This is a genomic window from Martinezella dioscoreae (assembly GCF_009176305.1).
Classification (GTDB): Bacteria; Pseudomonadota; Alphaproteobacteria; order Rhizobiales; family Rhizobiaceae; genus Rhizobium; species Rhizobium dioscoreae.
This window is the reverse complement of sequence record NZ_BLAJ01000023.1, coordinates 1-20,891: the sequence shown is the minus strand read 5'-3', so window position 1 is coordinate 20,891 and position 20,891 is coordinate 1. Positions and strand designations below refer to the sequence as shown.

At 62.5% G+C, this 20,891-nt stretch carries 20 protein-coding genes; 2 read left to right on the top strand and 18 right to left on the bottom strand.

Annotation, left to right across the window (positions count from 1 at the left end):
• The 8 genes from GDN47_RS31105 to GDN47_RS31070 all read right to left on the bottom strand — a co-directional run bounded on the left by GDN47_RS31105 (window position 1) and on the right by GDN47_RS31070 (window position 8,495).
• Complete coding sequence (locus GDN47_RS31105; protein ID WP_152094989.1) at window positions 1-1,755, bottom strand: FAD-dependent oxidoreductase; 1,755 nt, start codon at window positions 1,753-1,755, stop codon at window positions 1-3.
• Window positions 1,748-2,866: a branched-chain amino acid ABC transporter permease gene (locus GDN47_RS31100; protein WP_152094988.1), complete on the bottom strand. Its 1,119-nt coding sequence runs from the start codon at window positions 2,864-2,866 to the stop codon at window positions 1,748-1,750. Before GDN47_RS31100 ends, GDN47_RS31105 begins: the two co-directional genes overlap by 8 nt.
• A 1-nt stretch (window position 2,867) precedes the next feature.
• Window positions 2,868-3,731, bottom strand: coding sequence for a branched-chain amino acid ABC transporter permease (locus GDN47_RS31095; RefSeq protein WP_152094987.1), 864 nt, complete (start codon window positions 3,729-3,731; stop codon window positions 2,868-2,870).
• Window positions 3,728-4,438, bottom strand: a complete 711-nt coding sequence (locus tag GDN47_RS31090; protein ID WP_152094986.1) for an ABC transporter ATP-binding protein — start codon at window positions 4,436-4,438, stop codon at window positions 3,728-3,730. Before GDN47_RS31090 ends, GDN47_RS31095 begins: the two co-directional genes overlap by 4 nt.
• Entirely contained in the window at window positions 4,438-5,157 is a 720-nt protein-coding gene (locus GDN47_RS31085) for an ABC transporter ATP-binding protein (RefSeq protein WP_152094985.1), read from the bottom strand. The genes GDN47_RS31090 and GDN47_RS31085 overlap by 1 nt, the downstream gene beginning before the upstream one ends.
• A gap of 79 nt (window positions 5,158-5,236) precedes the next feature.
• On the bottom strand, window positions 5,237-6,520 hold the full coding sequence (locus GDN47_RS31080) for an ABC transporter substrate-binding protein (protein ID WP_152094984.1): 1,284 nt from the start codon (window positions 6,518-6,520) through the stop codon (window positions 5,237-5,239).
• A gap of 35 nt (window positions 6,521-6,555) precedes the next feature.
• A complete protein-coding gene (locus tag GDN47_RS31075) occupies window positions 6,556-7,617 on the bottom strand; it encodes a maleylacetate reductase (RefSeq protein ID WP_152094983.1) in 1,062 nt (353 codons plus the stop codon).
• Window positions 7,614-8,495 carry a dioxygenase family protein gene (locus GDN47_RS31070; protein ID WP_113396030.1) on the bottom strand — a complete coding sequence of 294 codons (882 nt, stop codon included), beginning with the start codon at window positions 8,493-8,495 and terminating at the stop codon, window positions 7,614-7,616. The genes GDN47_RS31075 and GDN47_RS31070 overlap by 4 nt, the downstream gene beginning before the upstream one ends.
• Before the next feature lie 79 nt (window positions 8,496-8,574).
• Between GDN47_RS31070 and GDN47_RS31065 the strand changes: the two genes are divergently transcribed.
• Window positions 8,575-9,525: a LysR family transcriptional regulator gene (locus GDN47_RS31065; RefSeq protein ID WP_152094982.1), complete on the top strand. Its 951-nt coding sequence runs from the start codon at window positions 8,575-8,577 to the stop codon at window positions 9,523-9,525.
• Window positions 9,526-9,541: 16 nt separating this feature from the next.
• Here GDN47_RS31065 and GDN47_RS31060 read toward each other — a convergent pair whose 3' ends face one another.
• The 10 genes from GDN47_RS31060 to GDN47_RS31015 all read right to left on the bottom strand — a co-directional run bounded on the left by GDN47_RS31060 (window position 9,542) and on the right by GDN47_RS31015 (window position 18,877).
• A complete protein-coding gene (locus GDN47_RS31060; RefSeq protein ID WP_233790218.1) occupies window positions 9,542-10,138 on the bottom strand; it encodes a flavin reductase family protein in 597 nt (198 codons plus the stop codon).
• Window positions 10,135-11,361: an acyl-CoA dehydrogenase family protein gene (locus GDN47_RS31055; RefSeq protein ID WP_113396033.1), complete on the bottom strand. Its 1,227-nt coding sequence runs from the start codon at window positions 11,359-11,361 to the stop codon at window positions 10,135-10,137. The genes GDN47_RS31060 and GDN47_RS31055 overlap by 4 nt, the downstream gene beginning before the upstream one ends.
• Window positions 11,362-11,404: 43 nt before the next feature.
• Window positions 11,405-12,184, bottom strand: a complete 780-nt coding sequence (locus GDN47_RS31050) for an alpha/beta fold hydrolase (protein ID WP_113396034.1) — start codon at window positions 12,182-12,184, stop codon at window positions 11,405-11,407.
• Between the two features lie 23 nt (window positions 12,185-12,207).
• The gene (locus tag GDN47_RS31045) at window positions 12,208-13,221 is read right to left on the bottom strand and encodes a zinc-dependent alcohol dehydrogenase (RefSeq protein WP_152094981.1); all 1,014 of its coding nucleotides are present in this window, start codon (window positions 13,219-13,221) and stop codon (window positions 12,208-12,210) included.
• Entirely contained in the window at window positions 13,218-14,255 is a 1,038-nt protein-coding gene (locus tag GDN47_RS31040) for a branched-chain amino acid ABC transporter permease (RefSeq protein WP_233790215.1), read from the bottom strand. The genes GDN47_RS31045 and GDN47_RS31040 overlap by 4 nt, the downstream gene beginning before the upstream one ends.
• A gap of 3 nt (window positions 14,256-14,258) precedes the next feature.
• Window positions 14,259-15,116, bottom strand: coding sequence for a branched-chain amino acid ABC transporter permease (locus GDN47_RS31035; protein WP_152094980.1), 858 nt, complete (start codon window positions 15,114-15,116; stop codon window positions 14,259-14,261).
• Window positions 15,103-15,831, bottom strand: a complete 729-nt coding sequence (locus tag GDN47_RS31030) for an ABC transporter ATP-binding protein (RefSeq protein WP_113396037.1) — start codon at window positions 15,829-15,831, stop codon at window positions 15,103-15,105. Before GDN47_RS31030 ends, GDN47_RS31035 begins: the two co-directional genes overlap by 14 nt.
• Window positions 15,828-16,556, bottom strand: coding sequence for an ABC transporter ATP-binding protein (locus tag GDN47_RS31025; RefSeq protein ID WP_113396038.1), 729 nt, complete (start codon window positions 16,554-16,556; stop codon window positions 15,828-15,830). Before GDN47_RS31025 ends, GDN47_RS31030 begins: the two co-directional genes overlap by 4 nt.
• A gap of 131 nt (window positions 16,557-16,687) precedes the next feature.
• On the bottom strand, window positions 16,688-17,989 hold the full coding sequence (locus GDN47_RS31020; RefSeq protein ID WP_233790213.1) for an ABC transporter substrate-binding protein: 1,302 nt from the start codon (window positions 17,987-17,989) through the stop codon (window positions 16,688-16,690).
• Window positions 17,990-18,058: 69 nt separating this feature from the next.
• On the bottom strand, window positions 18,059-18,877 hold the full coding sequence (locus GDN47_RS31015) for an SDR family NAD(P)-dependent oxidoreductase (protein ID WP_152094979.1): 819 nt from the start codon (window positions 18,875-18,877) through the stop codon (window positions 18,059-18,061).
• Window positions 18,878-19,018: 141 nt separating this feature from the next.
• Here GDN47_RS31015 and GDN47_RS31010 point away from each other — a divergent pair, with 141 nt between their 5' ends.
• A complete protein-coding gene (locus GDN47_RS31010) occupies window positions 19,019-20,842 on the top strand; it encodes a XylR N-terminal domain-containing protein (protein ID WP_152094978.1) in 1,824 nt (607 codons plus the stop codon).
• Window positions 20,843-20,891: the final 49 nt, after the last annotated feature.

The window sequence follows — 20,891 nt, the reverse complement described above, 5'->3', positions numbered from 1 at the left end:
TCACAAAGCTAGAACAAAGGACAGTGCACGACGAAGCTCCGCCATGGGATCCCGGGCGATGGTTTCGCGGCGCCAGCAGACATGTTGGTCGGGTCGAACAAGCACGACGCCGCTGTCACGGACCTCGCGCAGATTGGCCCAGTCGCCGGTCAGATCCTGCCAACGCTGGCGCGGCCCGATGATATGTGCCTCGATGTCAAGGCCAAGCTCACGGCCGAGCAGCTTTGCAGCCTCGACCCAACCGCGGCCGCCAATGCCGGTGAGCACCGTAAAGCGGCCCTTACCGCAAAGATCGAGCGTCGAAGCCTTGGCGCCGTCATCGGCAAAGATCCAGGCATGCGGCAGCCGCGCACCCGGCCAGGTAGTCGGCTGGTAGTGCAACTCCGCATCTTTCTCAAAGGCCGGCTCGGGCTCACCGTCGGCGAGAACGGCATCCGAGCGATAACGCTGGTTCATTTCGACGCCGTGAGCATCGAATTCATAGACCTTGGCTGCGATCGCCTGACGGATGGCAGCGCGCTGCGTTTCGGCTGCCGGCGTATCGTCGCAGCGCGCATCCATGTTCTGCTGCATTTTCACGGGGTCGATGGAATCGAGTAGGCCAAGCGCCTTGAAGATCGGCCCGAACTCCTCGATCGACTTGTTGGCTCTGGTCACGATCTGCTTGGCGATCGGCGCGCGCTCGCGCTGGTAGCTGTCGAGCAAAGCGGGACCAGCCTTGCCTTTCAACACATAACTGAGTTTCCACGCGAGATTGAAAGCATCCTGGATCGACGTATTGGAACCCAGTCCGTTCGACGGCGGATGCCGATGGGTGGCATCACCCATGCAGAAGACCCGGCCGTTCTGCATCGTCGTTGCATAGAGATTATTGACGGTCCAGGTCGAAACCGACTGGATTTCCACCGCCAGCTCGTGGTCCCCGACGAGGTCGCGCACCACCTTGGTGGCGAAGGCCGTGTCTACATCCGGCGCCGGCTGGTTGATGTCGTATCCCCAGACGATCAGCCATTCATTCCATGGCCGAACCATGCGCACCAGCCCCATGCCGATGCCGCCGACGTCAGCGCCCGGCTGGACGACCCAGTAGAGCACCGAGGGACGATGGGCGACGTATTTCGAAAGATCGGCTTTAAAGAGAATATTCATCGATCCGCCGACGCCCATACGGCCCTCGAAGCTGAGCCCTGCATCTTCAGCCACCTTGGAATTGCCGCCGTCGGCGCCAATCAGGTATTTGGACCGGACCGTGAGCTCCGCGCCTGTGAGCCTGTCGCGGCAGGTCGTCGTGACGCCGTCGGCGTCCTGCTCGTGGCGAATATATTCGGTCGACATCCGCGCCTGCGCGCCGCGCGAACATGCCGTCTTGAAAAGCAACGGCTCCATGAAGGTCTGGGGCAGATCGTTCATGTGCGAGGGGGACGACAGCTGATGCTCGGCCCGGCTGACCGGATGCGTTCCCCAACTGCGCATACGCCCGATCTCTTCGCCGGCAAGCGAGGTGCAAAAGACGTTCTGACCCATCAAATCCTGCCCGGTGGCAAAGAGATAGGCCTCGTCCTCGACATCCCTTCCAAGATCGCGCAAAACCTCCATCGTGCGCTGGTTGGTGATATGCGCGCGCGGCGTGTTGGCCAGCCAGCGGTAGCGGTTGATGACCATAGTCTCGACGCCGTAGCTGGCAAGCAGTGCCGCTGAGCCCGAGCCGGCAGGGCCCGTCCCTATGATCAAAACGTCGGTATTGATGTCAGCCATGCGGCCCTCCCTTGATAGTCTTGGTCAATGGTCCACCGGCAAGGATGCGGCGAACGGGAAAAAGTTGAAGTCCGGTGCGCTCGGCAAAGAGGCCCCACAATCCGCGCGGGGCAAACAGCATGACGGCAATGCCGAGAAGGCCGAGAACGAGCAGATACCAAGAGCCGTAATCGGCAAAGAGCTTCTGCAGAATAACGAAGACGATGACGCCGACGATCGGTCCCTCGATCGTACCGATGCCGCCAATGACGACGATGAAGATCACATAGGCGGTCCAGTCGGTGACCGAAAAGGCGGCATCCGGCGAGATGCGTGCCTTTTGCAGGTAGATGAGCGCGCCGGTCAGGCCCGTGACGAAGGCAGTGGCGAGATAGACGGCAAATTTAATGCGGTTTGGATCGATGCCGACCGATCTTGCCGCCTCGCGGTTGTCACGCACGGCGGCAAGCCCCAATCCCTGCTTGGAACGCAATAGCCGATAGGCAAAGCCGATGGCGGCAAACGCCAGCAAAAGCGCCAGCCAATAGCACACCATATCCGCGGCCTGGGCCGGCCGCAGGCCGAGCCATTCGGCAGCAAGGCGGGCACCCGGCAAATCGCGCGTGATACCGGAAGGCAGCGATGTTCCCGTGCCGCCGCCGAGCGCCTTCCATTGCGCCAGGGACAGCCGCGTTACCTCGGCGATAACCCAGGTACCGATCGCGAAATAGGCACCGTGTAACCGGAAGACGAAAAAGGCCGTCGGCACGGAAAGCATCATGGCGGCAAGCCCGCCGAGCACGATCGCGACAACAGGATTGAGCCCGCTGAGGATGACGGCAGCGGACATGACGTAGGCCCCGAAGCCGACGAAGGCCTGCTGGCCGACCGAAACGAGCCCGGCATAGCCGGCAAGCAGGTTCCAGCATTGCGCGAGCGTCAGCATCGTCAGGATGAAGAACAGGTCCTGAAGCACCGCGCGGGGAACCAGAAAGGGAGCGGCAACGCCTGCTGCGACCATTGCTACGACGAGAATCACCGCAAACGACGAGGCGCGATTGCGCGTCGATACGGTCCAGCCGGGCAGCGGCGCGGGCGAAGCGGAATCGGAGGAAAGCCTCTCATACACCATGTCAGTCCACCGCCCTTGGAAAAAGCCCGCGCGGGCGGACCAACAGCACAAGAAGAAATGCCACATGGCCCGCAAGGATCTGCCACTCGGGATTGACGGCTGCGCCCGTCGTTTGCGCGACGCCGATGATCACGCCGCCGGCGAGCGTACCCCAAAAGGAGCCGAGCCCACCAATGATCACCGCCTCAAAGGCGTAGATCAGCCGCGCCGGGCCCATGGTTGGGTCGAAATTGGCGCGCGTGCCGAGAAAGAGGGCCGCAATCGTCACAACAACCATCGCAAGGCCCGTCGCGGTCGCGAAGATGCGGTCGGAGCGGATGCCCATCAGGCCCGCCGTGGCGCGATCGTCGGAGGTGGCGCGGAAGGCGCGGCCGAGGCTCGTCTTGTAGAAGACGAGGTTCAGTCCGACGATGACAGCAACCGCCGCCAGGAAAGTCAGGAGCGGCATAGTGCCGACACTGACAGGCCCGAATTTGAGAGACGCGGTTTCCAGCGCGCCCACCGAAACGCGGCGGCTATCGGCGGAAAAGCCTTCCAACAACGCGTTCTGGATAACGACCGAAAGGCCGAAGGTGACGAGCAGCGGCGGCAGTATGTCGTCTCCGATGGTGCGATTGAGCACGAGGAACTGCAGGGCCCAGCCGACCGCATACATCACCGGAACGGCGACGAGCGCCGCAACGAAAGGATTGAGCCCGAGCGCGCTGACCAGCACCAGAAGCAGGAAGGCGGCCAGGACGATAAGATCGCCATGCGCGAGATTAACCAGCCGCATGATGCCGAAAACGAGGCTCAGGCCGGCCGCGAACAGCGCGTACAGACCGCCAAGCAGAATGCCTTGTATGATCGTGTCGAGCCAGTTCATCCCGTATGCACTCCGAAATAGGCAGAATGGATGTCGGCGCGGCTAATTGCATCCGGTGTTCCGGTCAGCGTCACGCGTCCCTCCATCATGCAATAGAGACGGTCTGCTACCTTGAGTGCCTGGCCGATATCCTGCTCGACGATCACGATGGCTGCGCCCTCGGCGCGGATTTTGGGAAAGGCTGCGTAGATATCGCGGATCACCACCGGTGCCAGGCCCAGGCTGATTTCATCACAGAGCAACACCCTCGGATTGGACATCAGCGCCCGGCCGATCGCGACCATCTGCTGCTGGCCGCCCGATAGCGCGGTGCCGGAATTGCCGCGCCTCTCCTTCAAGACCGGAAAGAGCTCGTATATTGTCTCAAGCGTCCACGCCCCTTTGACGCTGCGCCCATATTTGCCGATCAGCAGATTTTCCTCCACCGTCAGCGACGGGAAGAGCCTGCGACCTTCCGGCACCATGGCGACACCGAGCGCCATGACCTCGGGGGCCGGCAGTGCGCCGATCGGCCTGCCATCGAAGCTGATCTGGTCGGGCTCGTTGGCGAGCATGCCCGAAATCGAGCGCATCAGCGTGGATTTGCCGGCGCCGTTTGCGCCGATGATCGCCAAAGTCTCACCGGCATCAAGCGTGACGTCGACCCCGAAGAGCGCCTGGAAGTCGCCGTAGAAAGCCGTGAGGCCCCGTGTTTCAAGAAGAGCCATCAGACGTCAATCCCGAGATAGATCTGGCGGACCGCCTGCGATTCCATGATTTCGGCCGGCCTGCCGAGGGCGACCACCTTGCCGAAATTCAGGACGAGAAGACGGCTTACCACGGAGTTGAGGGCATGCAGCACGTGCTCGACCCAGATGATGGCGACACCGGCTCCGTGGATCGTCCGGATCGTCTCCACCAGCTCGCCACATTCGCCCTCCGTGAGGCCTCCGGCGATCTCGTCCAGCAGCAGCACCTTGGGCCCCGTCGCCAGCGCCCGCGCAAGTTCGAGGCGTTTGCGCTGGAGGAGGCCGAGACTGCCGGCGGCGTGGTTGGCGCGCGCAATCAGGCCGGTGTTCACCAGAATATCCGCGCAGCGCTCCGACACCTCCCGTTCCGTCTTTCGCGATCCGTAAGCGGCAGAGACCAGAAGGTTTTCGAAAACGGTCAGCTGCTGGAAGGGCTGCGGGATCTGGAATGTGCGGCCGATCCCTGCCAGGCATCGCGCCATCGGCGGCTGGCGCGTCACGTCTTCGTCGCGATAGATAATCCGCCCCTCATCGACGCGCAGATTGCCGCTGATGAGATTGAACAGGGAGGATTTTCCCGCACCGTTCGGCCCGATGATGCCGAGCGCCTCTCCGCTCTCCAGCGCAAACGACACTCCATCCGCGACCTTTAGGGCGCCGAAGCTCTTCGAAACGTTTTCGAGGGCAAGTATGACCATCGTCTTCCTGATTGGTGTCCATTTCGTCCTTCGCCGAATCCGGCGCATGACCGCCTCCGGGCCGAACCCGGTCAAGGCATCACGCCGAGGCGATCGGCTCCATCTTGCCGCCTGTGGGAATATTGGGAGCGGTCCTGTTGTCGGTGACGACGAGATCGTAGCCGCCGCCGTCCTTCAATCTCCACTGGCCGCCAACGAGCGGTGTCTTGGCCACGTTCTTCGCGGCAAAAGGCGGGACATTGGCACCGTCCCAGGCGACCGGGCCAACGATCGTGTCCAGCTTGGTCGCTGCGATCGCTTTGACTACAGCCGCGCTGTCCGTCGGGTCCGCCCGCTTCATGACATCGACCGCCAATTCGAAAAGCGCGTGAACGAAGCCGATCGGCTGCGTCCAGGGCCGGCCTGTGGCTTTGGTGAAGCCTGCGGCAAGTTCCGCGGCGCTCTCTCCCGTCAGCGAAGATTTGAACGGGTGGCTGGCAGACCACCAGACCTCGCAGGACAGGTTGTGACCACTCTTGCCCAAAGCCTCAAGAGCTTGCGGGAACAGGATGGCCTTGCCGATGGAGGCGATCTTTGGATGGAAACCCTGCTGCTTGGCCTGGTTCCAGAAGGTGGTGAAGTCCGGCGGGATCATGACGCCTGTGATGACCTCGCAGTTGCCCGACTTGAAGGCATTGATCTGCGCAGAAAAATCATCGGTCAGGTTCTGGTAGCGACCGGGATCGGCAAGGGTGTAGCCGCCTTTTTCGAGAACCGGCGGGAAACCGACCACTTTATCGCCCCAGGCATTGCCGTCCCCGTCGTTCGGGAAGAGGCCGCCCACCTTCTTGTTGGTTTCCAGCTGCTGCCACATGTTGGTGTAGACAGCGATCACATCCTCCAGGCCCCAGAAGAAATGAAAAGTGCTGTTGAAGGGCTTCCATGATGAGGGGTCGCCTGGATTGGCCTGCTGACCGATGAACCAGGGCTGCCAGGGCGCGGCCGTCGAGATGCAGGGCATCTCTTCCGCCTCGCAGGTAGTGGCGACCGGATTGGTGGTTTCCGGCGTCGATGCGACGAGCACGAGATTAACCTCGTCCTTGACGATCAGTTCCTTGGCGACTTCGGCGGCGCGGTTCGGGTTGGACTGGCTGTCCTTGACTACGATTTCGTAGTTGAGCCCGGCGGCCTTCGTCTTGGCCAGGAAGCCGTCAAGGATGAACTTGTCGGCCTCGGCGAAAGCGGCAAGCGGCCCGGTCTGCGGGCTGACATAACCGAGCTTGATCGCCGCTCCCTTGGCGATCGCGGGCATGGCAAGGCTGGATGTCGCCGCAAGCGCGCCGGTCGCCGCCGCGGTTTTCAGCAGGTCACGTCTCGTAAACATTTTGGTTTCCTCCTCCCAAAGTAAACACAAGCGTTTTAGAGTGGTGGGCGTTCTCCCGCCCAGGCGTCCTGAAGCAGCGTGCGGATCGAGGCTCGGTCGATCGGCCGCGGATTGGCATAAGGGTTGCGCGTCGCGATTTCGGCGGCGCGGTCGAGATCGCTCTCGGTGAGGCCGAAATCCTTCAGCGCCAGCGGCGAGCCGACGGACCTGGCGAAATCGTAGAGCCCCTGGCCCGGCGTGCCGCCGAAAATGCTCCCGATCGGCGCAAGCAGCTCCGGCACTGCGGCGGCATTGAAGCCGATCGTGTGCGGCAGCATGATCGCATGCGTCTCCGCATGCGGCGTGTCGAAACTGCCGCCCAGCGTGTGGCAGATCTTGTGATGCAGCGACATCGAAATCTGCCCAAGCACGGTGCCGCAGAGCCAAGCGCCGTAGAGTGCCTTTTCCCGCGCCTCGGCATCGCGCGGCGTCTTGACGATCACGGGTAGCGCTTCGGCAAATGCGCGCATGCCCTCGATCGCAATTATGGTGGTAATGGGGTTGCGATCATCGGCATAAAGACCTTCGGCGGCATGCGCGATGGCGTTGAGGCCGCTGGTGACGCTCATGGCAACAGGCAGGCCAAGCGTCAGTTCGGGGTCATAGATGACCACCTCCGGCACGATCTTCGGGCTGCGAACCGTCGTCTTGATGCCGCCTTCCGTCTGACCGAGGATCGGCGTTACTTCCGAACCGGCATAGGTGGTCGGGATGACGATCTGATGAATGTCGGTACGGTAGGCCATCGCCTTGCCAAGACCGGTGGTCGAGCCGCCGCCAAGCGAGACGACGCAATCGGCCTGAAGTGCGGCCGCGCGCGCCAAGGCCTTCTCGGTGACATCGACCGGGGTGTGCATCGTGGCGCCTGCAAACGTGCCGACTGCAAGCGCGCCAATCCGCGCGGCCAGCGCCTCGCCGTCGGCTGCCTGCTGCGGCGTCGTCAGCACCAGCGCGCGGCGGCAGCCCAGCGTCTCGATCCATTGGGCGACGCCGGCGCTCGCTCCGGAAGCAAAGACGACGCGTGTCGAATGCGGCTGATAGGAAAAATCGAGTGTCATGCCGACCTGCGCTCCTCTCGCGCCCGCACCATTATGAAGGTGAAATCGAGCGACCAGCAATTGCCTTTGACCGGCGTCGGGCCTTCAATGCCGCCAACCGGCAGGAAGGTGCCGACCAGTTCCTGTTTGACGCCGAACAATGCGTCCTGTGACAGATGCGGATCGCGCCCATCATAGACGTGGGTACTGATCGTCTCGAAGCCGGGTGCCGTGATCGTAAAATGGAGATGCGCCGGGCGGCGCAGCGGATAGCCGATCGCATGCAGCGTCCGTCCGACCGGTCCGTCGCAGGGCACGGCATAACCGCCCGGTCGAACCGTCCTATAGGAAAAGCCGCCATCTATATCAGTGCTGAAAACGCCACGCAGATTGAACTCCGGCTGGAGATCCGGCTGCTGGTTCTCGTAAAACCCTTCCGCATTGGCCTGCCATGTCTCGACCTTCGCGCCGACGACGGGATTTCCATCGAGATCGGTCACGCGGGCATTGACCAGCAACGGGTCGCCAATGCCGTCGAGCGATATATCCGCGCCCGACACAAGCCTGGGTGCATCGGCGCGATAGAACGGGCCGCGCACGGTGTTGGGCGTAGCGCCCTTCGGGCGGCGGGTGTTGATCTCCTCCACCAGCGCCGTCACGCCGAAAAGATCGGAGAGCAGCACCCATTCCTGCCGTTTGTGGTCACTTACGTGACCGACTTCGGTCAGAAATTCGATGGCGTGTCGCCAATCCGCATGGGTCGGCCGCGTTTCCTTGATGGCCTGATGGATATGTCCGACCAGCGCGGTGAGGAAGGCCGGCAGCGGTCCGGCGCACTGCGCCAGTCGCTCTGCCACAAGCGCAGCCGAATCCGCTTCTGTAAAAGACATGATCACCATGGCACCTCCTCAACCGTACGTTACCAGCTCCAAACGTAGCAGTTGATGATTTTTCTGCAGTTTAATATACCTTATTGCTATGAAGATGGATGAACGACACCTGATACAGCTTGCAGCCGTCGTACAGGCCGGTGGCGTCACGGAGGGAGCGGCCCTGCTGGGGCTCACGCAGCCGGCGGTGTCGCGTACCCTTGGCATGCTGGAAAAGCGGCTCGGCGAACCGTTGTTCGTCAAGGGCCGCCGGCCGTTGCAGCCGACCCCGCTGGGCAGGGCGCTCGCCGACCACGGTCAAGCCATGCTGGTGGCTGCGCGCAAGGCCTCGTCGCTTGTCGACGGCTTCCGACACGGACGGACGGGCGTAGTGCGCGTCGGCGGCACGCCCTTCTTCATGGATGCGCTGATCTCCGGCATGATCGCCGAGTTCCAGAATGCCACACCGGACGTGCGCATCGAGCAGAGCTACGGCTACCTGCCGGATCTGCGGGCGGCGATCGACGCCGATCGCATCGACCTCGCCATTTGCCCGATCGACGTGCTGGACGAGGGCTCCGGCATGCGCTTCCAGGAACTGCTTCCTGGCCGCAATGTCGTCGCCTGCCGTGTAACCCACCCCCTTCTCCTGAAGCGCAAGCTCGCGCCTGCGGAACTCCTCGACTATCCATGGATTGCCCCGCCCACCGGCAGCCCGCTGTTTGCCGATCTGCACAGTCTCGTCCTCTCGCTCGGCGCCACCGAGGCGAAGATCCGCTATTCCGGCGGCTCGCTGGTGAGCGCAATCAACTATCTGAAGGCGAGCGATGCGCTCACCATCCTGCCGCACAGCGTCGTTTTCGCCTATCGCAATGACAAGTCGATCACGGCACTGCCGGTCAGTATTCCTCATCCCGAGCGCGCGCTCGGTCTCCTGCGGCGCACCGAGGAAATCCGTGTCCCGGCAGTCGAGGCCTTCTGCGCCCATATTCGCAAGAGCTTCGAAAACCTCAGGCACCTGATCAAGCGCCATGAGCAGGCGGTGATCTGGAGCCTGTGACGGCTCATGACGTTCTTCAAAATGTTGCAGAATCGTCCGGCCATAGGAACAACGGCGCCAAGCCGGCATCGGCCATCGGGCGCAGTCCGTGCCAGGCGCGGTTGGCATAGACCAAGGCGTCATCCCGGCGCTCCTCGTGCGCCCCAGGAGAGGCCTCAAGGAGTTCGGCTGAGACCAGACAGGCGCCGGGGAGCGGAAACAGTCCGCGAACCGCTGCCCGGAACCAGAGGCCGACATCCGGATAATAAGGTTCGCCGCTTTCGAACCGCGCCCAGCGCACATCAGGCCCGAAACGATCCCTGCCGCTGGTGGCGCAGAGCCGGGCAAGCTCCCTATCGCTGCGTCGCACGAAATGCACGACCACCGTCTGCGCCCGACGCACGGCGTGCGCGCTGGAGGAATTATCCGACAGCGAGAAAGCCACCATCGGCGGCGAGGCACTGATTGAGATCAGCGAGCTTACCGTCAGGGCCACCGGCCCGTCACCCGGATCGGCGGTGATGATGGCAACGCCCGCCGGATGGTGGCGGAAGGCCATCATGAAAGCCTCCGTCACGCCGGCAGCGACCGTCGCCGGAGCTTCACGCTCCTGCTTTCCGGACTGCGCCATCATTTCTTCTCCACCAGGTCGTAGAACTGCCAGACGCGATCGCTCCACAGCCCGCCGATCTCGCGGCCGGCGGCACCGACAATGTTGGTGTTGATCGTGAAATGGTTGGCCGCCACCAGCATCTCGCGGTAAGTGCGCTGCATCACGCCGTCGCGCAGCGACGCACCACCGGCTGCGCGGTAGACGAAGTGGCAGGCATCGACGCCCGCCTCGTGCACTTCCGACTTGGCGAGATGCACGAGGGTGATCTGCCGCGTAGATACCCGGTTCCCCGCCTCGATCGAGGCCTCCACGTCGCGCCAGACCTCAAACAAGAAGGCGCGGGCGGCGCGCGCGCGAGCTTCCGCACGGCCGTAATCGAACCAGAATTTATCGCTCTCGCCGAGCATGCCGGCGCGACCGGTTTTGGTCACGGCGAACTTGGCCATTTCATCGAGCATGCGGCGGGATGCGCCGATCGCCCAGCCCGAATGGCCGATGGCAGCCAGCCCGACGACGCCGAGGCTGAAGAATTCCTTCTGGCGCTGCGGCTCGGCGGTCATGATCGGGAAAACCATGTCGTCGGCGATGAAGACATCCTTGGCGTCGTAGTCGATGCTGCCGGTTCCCTGCAGGCCGAGCACGTTCCAATTGCCGAGCAGTCCATGCTCGCCGACCGGCGCGTGGGCGCACAGCACCACGACGTTACCATTCTCATCCTTGGCCGGATGGCCGTTGCCGTCGTCGAGCAGGGCGGCGGTATGGGTGAACGTGGCGTGGTGAATACCGCTTGCATAGGACCATTTGCCGTTCAACAAATAGCCGCCATCGACCTTCTTCAGCATGCCGGTCGGTGTGCCCTGACCCGAAAAGCGGTTGTCGGTGCCACCGCCGAAGAGCCGTGAGATCGCGGTGTCGGGCAGGAAGGCGGCGGACATCGCCCCGATGCAGGCATGCACCATCGACACCCAGCCGGCAGCGCCGCTGTGGTAGGTGATGGCCTCGATCAACTGCAGGCCTTGTGTCGGCGAAAGCTGTGCGCCGCCGAGTTCTTCGGTCGCGAAGATGTGCGACATACGAAGCGGCTTCAGCGCCTCGAAAGTAGGCTCATTCAGCCTACCGAGCTTTTCGGTAGCCACGGCATTCTCTTCAAGAATCGGGCCGATCTTGCTGATATGCTCGAGAAGGCTGGCGAAGTTTGTCTTGGTGCCCCAATACCCGGCGCCATGTTTCAAAGGTGCGTTCATCTGTTCCTCCTGACAATCTGGTGTGTTCTCGCGGCAAGCTGTCTCAGCCGGCGAGGAAATCGCCGATGGCGGTCACCACGCGCGGGTCCTCCTGCATGGCGAAATGGCCGACATCCGGCACCATGAAGGTGTGGGCGTTTGGAATGCGTTTTTCCCAGAGCGGCGCCTGCGACGCGGGCAGCATTCGGTCCTTCTCGCCCCAGACGATCAGTGTCTCGTTCGGGATGCGGGAAAGCCAGCGGCGGAGATTGGGATGGCCCATGCCGTGGGCCTTGACGATGTTGCCGAGCGCCTGCGCCTCCTTTTCGCGGGCGGCAAGGAAGGCGTCGAGCGGCGGGCATTCGGCTCCGCCCGGAAAATAGCGCAAGGCAACGTCGATATTATGCGCGAGATAGCCGGGTAGCGCCTCGGGCGCGATCGCCGGCAGGTCGGCGCCAGGATGATCTGGATCGTTGAGGCCAGCCGGCGCATTCAGCACCAGCCTGCCGAAACGCTCGCCTGCGACGACGGCCATTTCGGCAGCCATCCAACCGCCCATGGAGTGGCCGACGAGATGCGGCCGATCGAGGCCAAGGGCGGCGACCAGATGCAGGTTGTGGACAATGATATCCTGCATGCCGGTAATATCCGGCGCTTCGCCGCTGTCGCCGAAGCCGGGATGATAGGGCAAGTAGACGCGGAAGCGATCGGCGAGACCCCGCGCCCATTCCGTGCCTTCGATGGTGGCGGCGCCATGCAGCGCGAGCACGGCCGGGCCTTTGCCGATGACGCGTACAGCGGTCGCAACACCTTCGATGTCGTAATGCACCGTTTCGAAATTCATTCCAAACCTCCTCCTATGCCGTTTCAGCCGACCGCGGGCGTAATCAGCACCTTGCATTGCGTGGTGCGTCGCTTGAGCGCTTCGAATGCCTCTGGCACGGCGGCAAGACCGATCCGGCCGGTCACCAGCGCCTGCGGCCGCTGGCGGCCAGGGCTGAGCGCCTGCAGCGCCATGTCGAACTCCGCCATGGTGAAGAACACGGCGAAGATCACCTGTATTTCCTTGGAAATCGCCGCGAACGGGTCCCATGTGTCGCCGCCGACGCAGAGGCCAACCGCGACCACCGTGCCATGCACGCGTACCAGCCGGCAGGCAGCATCGATCAACCCGCGTTTGCCGACGCATTCAAAGACGATGTCCGGTACGCCACCGGTCAATGCGCGAAACTCCTCTGCCAGACCCTCCCCGGAGAGTGCGAAGCCGGTGGCGCCGATTTCGGCGGCACGCTCTGCTTGGTGGCGGTTCAGATCGGCGATGACGACATGGGCCGCCCCCAGCCGCCTCGCCCAGAAGGCGACAAGAAGACCGATGGGGCCTGCACCGAGAATCAGCACGCGGTTGCCCGGCTTCAGCCCCGAACGCATGACCGCATGCAGGCCGACTGCAACCGGTTCGGCCAGAGCCCCCTCCTCGGTCGGCAAATCGTCCGGCAACCGGCGGCACTGACGGGCAGCGACGGTGACGAATTCGGCATAGCCGCCGCCGATCAGCCGCATCTCGGCGCACCACGCGGGTTCGCCGCGCGAGCAGCTGTCGCAGTGGCCGCAGCCGCGCATCGGTGCGACGGCAATCCGGTCGCCGGTTTTGAAATTCGCGACCTCAGCGCCACAGGTCACCACTTCGCCAGAAATTTCATGGCCGAGGACGCCGCCTCTTTTGAGCGCGAAGGTTTCGGGATCTTCCGTCATGTGCAGGTCGGAACCGCAAATGCCGCAGGCGGCAACGCGGAGCAATAGCTCGTCAGCGCCGGGCTGCGGCGTTTCGATCGTTTTGACATCGAGGGGTCGTCCGACTGCCTCGAACAGTGCCGCCCTCATCGCGGGTCCTCCAGAAGCGTGCGCCTCGTCGGGAACCAGGAGGCGTTTGTCGCCTTCTGGATCAATCCCCAGAGACCGCCGCGGGCAAAAAGCGCCATGACGAGGGTGAGTAGCCCGAGGACGACGAGATAGGTGGCGCCGTACTGTCCGAACAGGCGGTCGGCGACAAAATAGACAAGCGCGCCGATCAGCACCCCTTCGAGCGAGCCGAGCCCGCCCACCATGACGATGAAGATCGCCACATTCGCCCAGGTGGGGCTATAGGCGGCCGGTGGCGTTATGCGCAGCTGCGCCATGAAGTAGATGGCACCGGCAAGGCCAGTGCCGATGGCGGCGGCAACCCAGATCAGGAATTTCAGGAGGCCCACATTGACGCCCTGGCTTGCCGCGGCAATCGGATTGTCTCGCACGGCGACCAGCGCCAAGCCATAGCGCGAACGCAATAGCAGATAGCTGCCGCCGACGGCGACAAGCAGCATCAGCGCCGCCAGTACCGAAATGCCGATTGCGCGTTCAGCGGGCGTATAGCTGGACATGACACGCAGGCTCATGCCGGCGCCGGCATTGACATAGCTGAAGACGGACGTGGCAAGGCGCATGACTTCCGCCACCACCCAGGTGCCGATAGCGAAATATGGGCCATCGAGCCGATGCAGCAGGCCATAGGTAAGTGCCGCCAGTATCGCCGGTGCGATGACCGACAAAGGCACGGCAAGGAAGGGGCTTAAGCCCCAAAGCTGCGCCATGATGAACATTGCATAAGCGGCCGTACCGACGAAGGCCTGCTGGCCGACGGAGACGAGGCCACCATAACCGGCGAGCAGGTTCCACATCTGCGCGACGGTGATGTAGCAGCATAGTTCAACGACATCGCGGATGAGGCCCTGGCTTGCCCAGAGCGGCATCGAAGCGACAGCCGCGAGCAGCGCGACGCTGATAACGAGTGCAATCAGGCTCGAGCGCGTCTGGCGCTGTACGCGCACGGCGGGCCGCGGGACGGCATCGGTCAAGCGGGCGGCGAAGGCATTGGTCACGGCTCAACCCCTTCCTAGGAAGCCCTGGGGACGCAGGGCGAGGATGATCAGAAAAACGAGGTGGCCGGCGAGGATGCCGAAGCCGGGGTCGATGCGGAATCCCACCGACTGGCTGACCCCGAGCGCCATCGCTCCGAGGAAGGCACCCCAGATCGACCCCATGCCGCCGATGATGACAGCCTCGAAGGCGTAGATCAGCTGGAAGGCCCCGTCGGCAGGCGCCACGGTCGAACGCAATGACTGGAAGACCGCGGCAAATCCGAGGATCGCGACAGCGATTGCCGTTGCCCCGGTATAGACCGTCTTCGGGTTGACACCTGTCAGCGCCGCGGCTTCCACATCGGCCGAAGCTGCGCGCAGGGCACGGCCAAAGCGTGTCGAGCGCAACGCGACATCGAGGCCGCCGGTCAGCACGGTAGCCGTCAGAAGCACGATCACTGGCAAGATGCCGACGAAGAGCGGCCCGAGTTGGAAGGAGGCATGCACGATGTCGCCGCCGCCTAGCGAGCGGGTGTCGGCCGACCATATCTGCAGCATGGCGTTCTGCAGGGCGATGGAGAGCCCGAAGGTGGCGATCAGCGAGGGAAGCGGATCGGCGCCGACGACGCGGTTGAGGATGAGTCGCTGCAGGATGACGCCGATGATGGCCCCAAGCACCACGAGGATCACCAGCACCGACCACGGGCCGAGCGAGAATGTGGTAGCCAGGCTGATGCCGATCAGCGCCAGGAGGATCACCAGGTCGCCATGGGTGATGTTGACGACGCGCATGACGCCGAACATCAGCGCCATGCCGAGCGCATATTGGGCATAGAGACCGCCGAGAAGAATGCCCTGGACAAGGCCGTCAAGCCACAGCATGGGCCCCTCCGAAATACGCTTCGCCAATCGCTTCGCGCGAGATATCAGCTGATCGGCCGGTAAGGCTGACGCGGCCTTCGAGCATGCAGTAGAGCCGGTTCGACGAGGAGCGGGCGAGCCCGACGTCCTGCTCCACCAACACGATCGCCGTACCTGTTTCACAGATCGACGGCAGCGCCTGGTAGATTTCCTTCACCACCTTCGGCGCGAGGCCCAGGCTGATTTCGTCGCATAGAAGTACGCGCGGCTGGCTGAGCAGCGCCCTGCCAATCGCCACCATCTGCTGCTGTCCACCGGACAGGGACTGCACAGGCACGGCCTGCTTTTCCTTCAGGACCGGAAAGAGCGCGAACAGGCGCTCCAGCGTCCAGCCATTGGCGGCGGATTTGCCGGCATGGTCGATAGCGACGCGCAGATTGTCGATGACAGACATGCCGACAAAGAGGCGACGGCCCTCGGGCACGATCGCCACGCCATCGGCCACCATCCGGTGCGGCTTGGCGCCGCCGACCGGCCGTCCCTCGAGCTGCACCATGCCCGGCGCAACGCTCAGAAGGCCCATGATCGATTTCAGAAGCGTCGACTTGCCGGCACCGTTTGCCCCGATCAGGGCGACGACCTCGCCCGCGGCAATCTCGAAGTCGATACCGTAAAGAGCCTGAAAATCGCCGTAGCGGGCGACCAGTCCATGTGTGGAAAGCAGTGCTGCGCTCATGCCTCGACCCCCATATAGACCCTTCGCACCTCCGGACTTTGGATGACTTCGGCCGGCACACCTTCTGCGATCTTCTCCCCGAAATTCAGCACCAGCATGCGGTCGGCGACGGCGAGCAGCGCGTGCAGCACATGTTCGATCCAGACAATAGTGACCCCGCTGTCGCGGATGCGGCGGATAAGCGAGACGAGCGCCCTACCCTCCTCATCGGTAAGCCCACCGGCAATTTCGTCGAGCAACAGGAGCTTTGGCGACGAGGCAAGCGCACGCGCCAGTTCCAGCCGCTTACGATCGAGCAGCGTCAGCGAGCCGGCGGAACGGTTCGCCTTGTCGGACAACTCGCAGGCCTTGAGGATCTCTGCGCAGCGCTGATAGCTCTCGGCATCCTTGGTGCCGCTGCCGAAAAACGCGGCGACGAGGAGGTTTTCGAAGGTCGTCATACCGACATAGGGACGCGGGATCTGGTAGGTCCGGCCAATGCCGATTTTGCAGCGGCGATAGGGCGGCTGACCAACGAGTTTCTGGCCGTCAAAGACCAACTCACCGCCATCGACACGCATGTCGCCGCTGATCAGGTTGAATAGGGTTGTCTTGCCGGCACCATTCGGGCCGACAATGCCCAGAACCTCGCCAGCGCCGACCGCAAAACTCACCTCGTGCAGGACCTTGAGAGCCCCGAACGATTTGCTGAGGTCGCGTGCCTCGAGTAGTACGCCGTTTTCCATGCTCCTCCACCCTGGCCTTTTAATGCCGGCGGCGCGTTTGGGCGCGCCCTTCGATCCTCCGTCCGATCCGTCCCGGCCCGATCGCATCAAGCAGGGGCGGTATCTCGCTTTGCCTTGGCTTCACGCCTTGTTCAGGCAGTCCGCCAGGGCAGCGGCACGATCTTGCGCTCCGGCTGGAAGAGCTTGTTGACGGTATTGTCGACGATCTTCAGATCATACGGCCATTTGTCGCCCTTGACCCATTGCCCGCCGAAAATCGGCGAGGTCGCCACGTTCTGATGCGGTCCCTTGGCAAAATTGACTGGCCCGATCAACGTTTGCGTGTTGGTGGCGACAACCGCCTCGAGATTGGCGGTGCGGTCGAGTGGGTTCTTGGAGCGCTTGAGAATGTCGATCGCCACTTCGAGGATGGCATGGCTGTAGCCGAGTGGCTGCGTCCACTGCTTCTTCTTTTCCGCTTCCCACTGGTCGGCAAGATCGCGGCTCACCTGACCGGTCAGCGTCGACTTGAAGGGAAAGGCGGGGGTCCACCAAACTTCCGAAGACATGCCCTCCCCGAGCGAGCCCATGGCTTCCACGCCCGAGGCGAAGAGCAATGCAGCCGCGACCGTGATCGCCTTCGGCTTATAGCCCTGCTGGGCGCACTGGTTGACGAAGGTCTTCAGATCGGCCGGATAGGCAATACCGCCGATGATATCGCAGTCGGCTTGCTTGAAAGCCGTGATCTGCGCCGAAAAATCGTTGGTGCGCGGCTGGAAGAAGCCGGGAACGACGATCTCGAAGCCGGCTTTCTTGGTGGGTGCAGGCAGGCCATAATCCATGTTGCCCCATGTCTCACCATCGGCGTTCTGCGGAAACAGCATGCCGACCTTGCGGTTGCTGTCCAGCGTGTTCCAGAGGCCGACATAGGTGTTCAGCGCTTCGTCCAGGCCCCAGAAGAAGTGATAGGTCCATTTGAACGGCTTGTCCTTGCCTCCACGCGGGAAGATGACCGCCTGCCAAGGCGCGCCTGTCGAAATGCAGGGGCATTCGTTGAGTTCGGCCTGATCGGCAGCAGGGCTTACCGTATCGGTCGTAGACGCCGGCAGCAGCAGGTGAACGCCCTCATTGAGAATGAGATCGCCGGCGACTTCCGCCGACTTGTTGGGGTCCGACTGACTGTCGCGGATCAGGAATTCGACATCGTAGTGGCCGGCCGCCGTCTCCAGACCATTCTTGAGCTGCGCCTTGACCTTTTCCAGAGCCCAGCCGTCGGTCTCACCGAAAAGGGCAAGGGGCCCGGTCGCCGGCGTGATGAAGCCGACCTTGATCGTGCCGGCCGATTGCGCGCGGGCAATCGTCGGCGCACCGAGCGCCGAGGCGGCAAGGCCGGCGCCTATTCCCTTCAGCACCGTGCGGCGAGAAGGCATCGACAAACTGCTTTTCGATTCCATTATTTTATCCTCCCTCTGAAGCTCATTCGCCGGCTGCGATTTCCTCCTCCCGCATCCGGCGAAGTTCATTTACTTGATGCGGTGCATCGAACCTCCGTCAATGACAATCTGGCTGCCCGTGACGTAGGACGAGCACGGCGACGCGAGATAGAGAGCAAGCCCCTTGATGTCCTCGGGATCGCCAATCCGCCCGATCAGCGATTGCTGTTCGAAGGCCTTGCGATCCGCCGGTATCCGCAGCCTGCCGCCGGCGATATTGGTCATGAAGGGACCAGGCGAGATGCAATTGATGAGAATGCCGAATTGGCCCAATTCCATCGCCATCTGGCGCACGAAATGGTCTACGCCGGCCTTGGCTGGCATGTAGGGCGTGCCAACGATCGCCTCATTGATCTGGGCAGCGATCGAGGAGGTCACGATGATACGACCGCCCCCCGTCGCTTTCATGTGCCGGGCCGCATGCTTGACGGTTGTGTAGACCGAAGAGAGATTGACCTCGATCACCCGATCCCAGTGATCATCGTCGAGAACATCGATGGCGCCGCCTTGGAGCCGCTCACCTGTCGTCGACAGGAAGCCAGGCCCAGCATCGATGCCCGCATTTGCAAAGACGATGTCGATCCGTCCCTGACGCTCTGCTACCGCGTCGAAAGCCGCCGCCATAGCCGGCCGATCCGAGACATCGATCTCCAGACCGCAAACGTCAGCTCCATGTCGGGCGATTTCCGCCACGACACGGTCGAGATTTTCGCCATCCATATCGAAGATGCAGACACGAGCACCGTTATCCGCCATCACTTCCGCATAGGCCCGCCCTATGCCGCTCGCGCCGCCGGTCACGATGACCGATTTGCCACGAACGTCGAACATATCCTGCAAGCTCGTCATTTTTCCTCCCGTGCCGTCGAGGATGGCATGCCCGAGCCTCGGCCCGAACTTCCTCCATTCTGCCTTGCCCTCCCCGACGCAGCAGAACTGGTTCATTAGGACGAGAACTCCCGACCGCCTGTCAAACACGCAGGCAGGGGAATGAAAGAAGTTTCTCGACCAAACTCCAATATGTTGAAATACAACGGTATTTTTTGGGATGCGCGCTCCCACATACGTGGCTTGCCAAGGCAATCGCTTACTGAAAAGATGAAGCGACTTGATGAAATGATAAATCGGCGTCCGAGAAAGGATCGCCAAACGGCTCGCTGCGCGGAAGAGGTCTTGATGCAGGGATTGGTCGAATCTTCTAGGATGCTGGATCGAGGCGGCAATCCAACCGTCCGGCAGCTTCTCTCCAGCTTGGTCTTCAATCCCAATGACGGAACGATCCAGCTGAATGGCGCACGCATCGTCATGCAGCGCGCGTCCGCCCTTTCCGATCTGAGGCGGGAACTTGTGCGATTGCTCGGCGAGAAAGAGGCGCGCGTCTTCCTTTTGCGCCTGGGCTTCATGTCCGGCCGCTCGGACGCACGCTTCGTGCGCGCCGGCTGGCCAAATCTGGACATAGGTGACGCATTCACGGCCGGAACGCGGCTACACACTTTTAGCGGCGTGGTGCGCGTAGAGACTGTCTTCAACTCCTACGACTTCCGCAAGAAGCGATTTTCTGCCGAATTCCTTTGGCGCGACAGCGTCGAAGCCGCCGAGTTCAGTAAGACGCGACTGGCATCCGAATCCGTCTGCTGGACGCAGCTTGGCTACGCCTCGGGTTATGCCAGCGAGTTCTTTGACACGCTGATCGTGTACAAGGAGATCGAATGTGCCGCGCAGGGCCACAGCCATTGCCGAGTGGTCGGAAAACCAGCCGATGGCTGGGGCCTCAATGATCCAGAAGTGACGCTTTTCCGCGAACGTATCGATGTTGCCGACGACATCAGCCCCGCTCCCGCCTCGCGCGGCAGCGCCGCGCGCGCCACCGACACGTCCTTCTCCAGCCTCGACAACCTGATCCTGATGCCGGTCCGCGACAAACTCGACCGCCTCGCGGCCACAACCCTGCCCGTGCTGCTAACGGGTGCACCGGGGACGGGACGCGGTATAGCGGCGCGCTATCTGCACCGCAGGTCTGCTGCGTCTGCGACCGATCTGCGACGCTTGGTTGGGGTGCAGGTCGACCTTGCGCTTTGCGCCGAGGTCGCACGGCCGATGAAGGCAACCCGACGAACATCCCATCGCGAGATGATCGTCATCGACGCTGTGGAAACTATACCCCACGACGTCCAGCACCACTTCGCCCGCGCAATCGAGGAAGGCATCGCGACTGGTGGACCGCGCGTCGTCGCGGTCGCTGACCAATGCTTTGCAACGAAGGAGCAAGGCTCTCTAAAAGAACTTTTTTCCGTTCTCTCCCCGATAACCGTTCGCATGCCGACATTAAGCGAAAGGGAAGGCGAGCGAGTGGCGTTGGCGCGCTCGATGTTGCCGGTGCTTGCGGATCGAATGAGCCTCGAGCCTCTCCGCTTCGAAGCGGCGGCCGAGGAGTTGATCGAGGCAGAACTCTGGCCAGGAAACCTGCGCCAGATGCGTAACGTACTTGTCGCCGTGCTCGACACAAAGACCAACAATACAACGATTTCCGCTGCACAGATCGGAGCTCAACTGACACGCTTCGCTATCAGTTCGGGGAGCAGCAACAGCCACGAATACAGGGGAACGCCGACCGATCCCAATCAATTGTTAGAATCCGAAGGATTTTCACTCAGTACTCTTGAACAGGCACTATACACCGCGGCCTTGGATCGGGCGCATGGAAATCTTTCCGCCGCCGCTCGTATGCTTGGACTGACTAGAGCACAATTCGCATACCGCATAGAAAATACTCGGCAACGCAAAGCCACAGGTGATGAAGAACTGCTAGGATAGCCCATTCGACAGGCATTGCCCTCCTGTCCAATGTCTCGCTCTTGAGCGG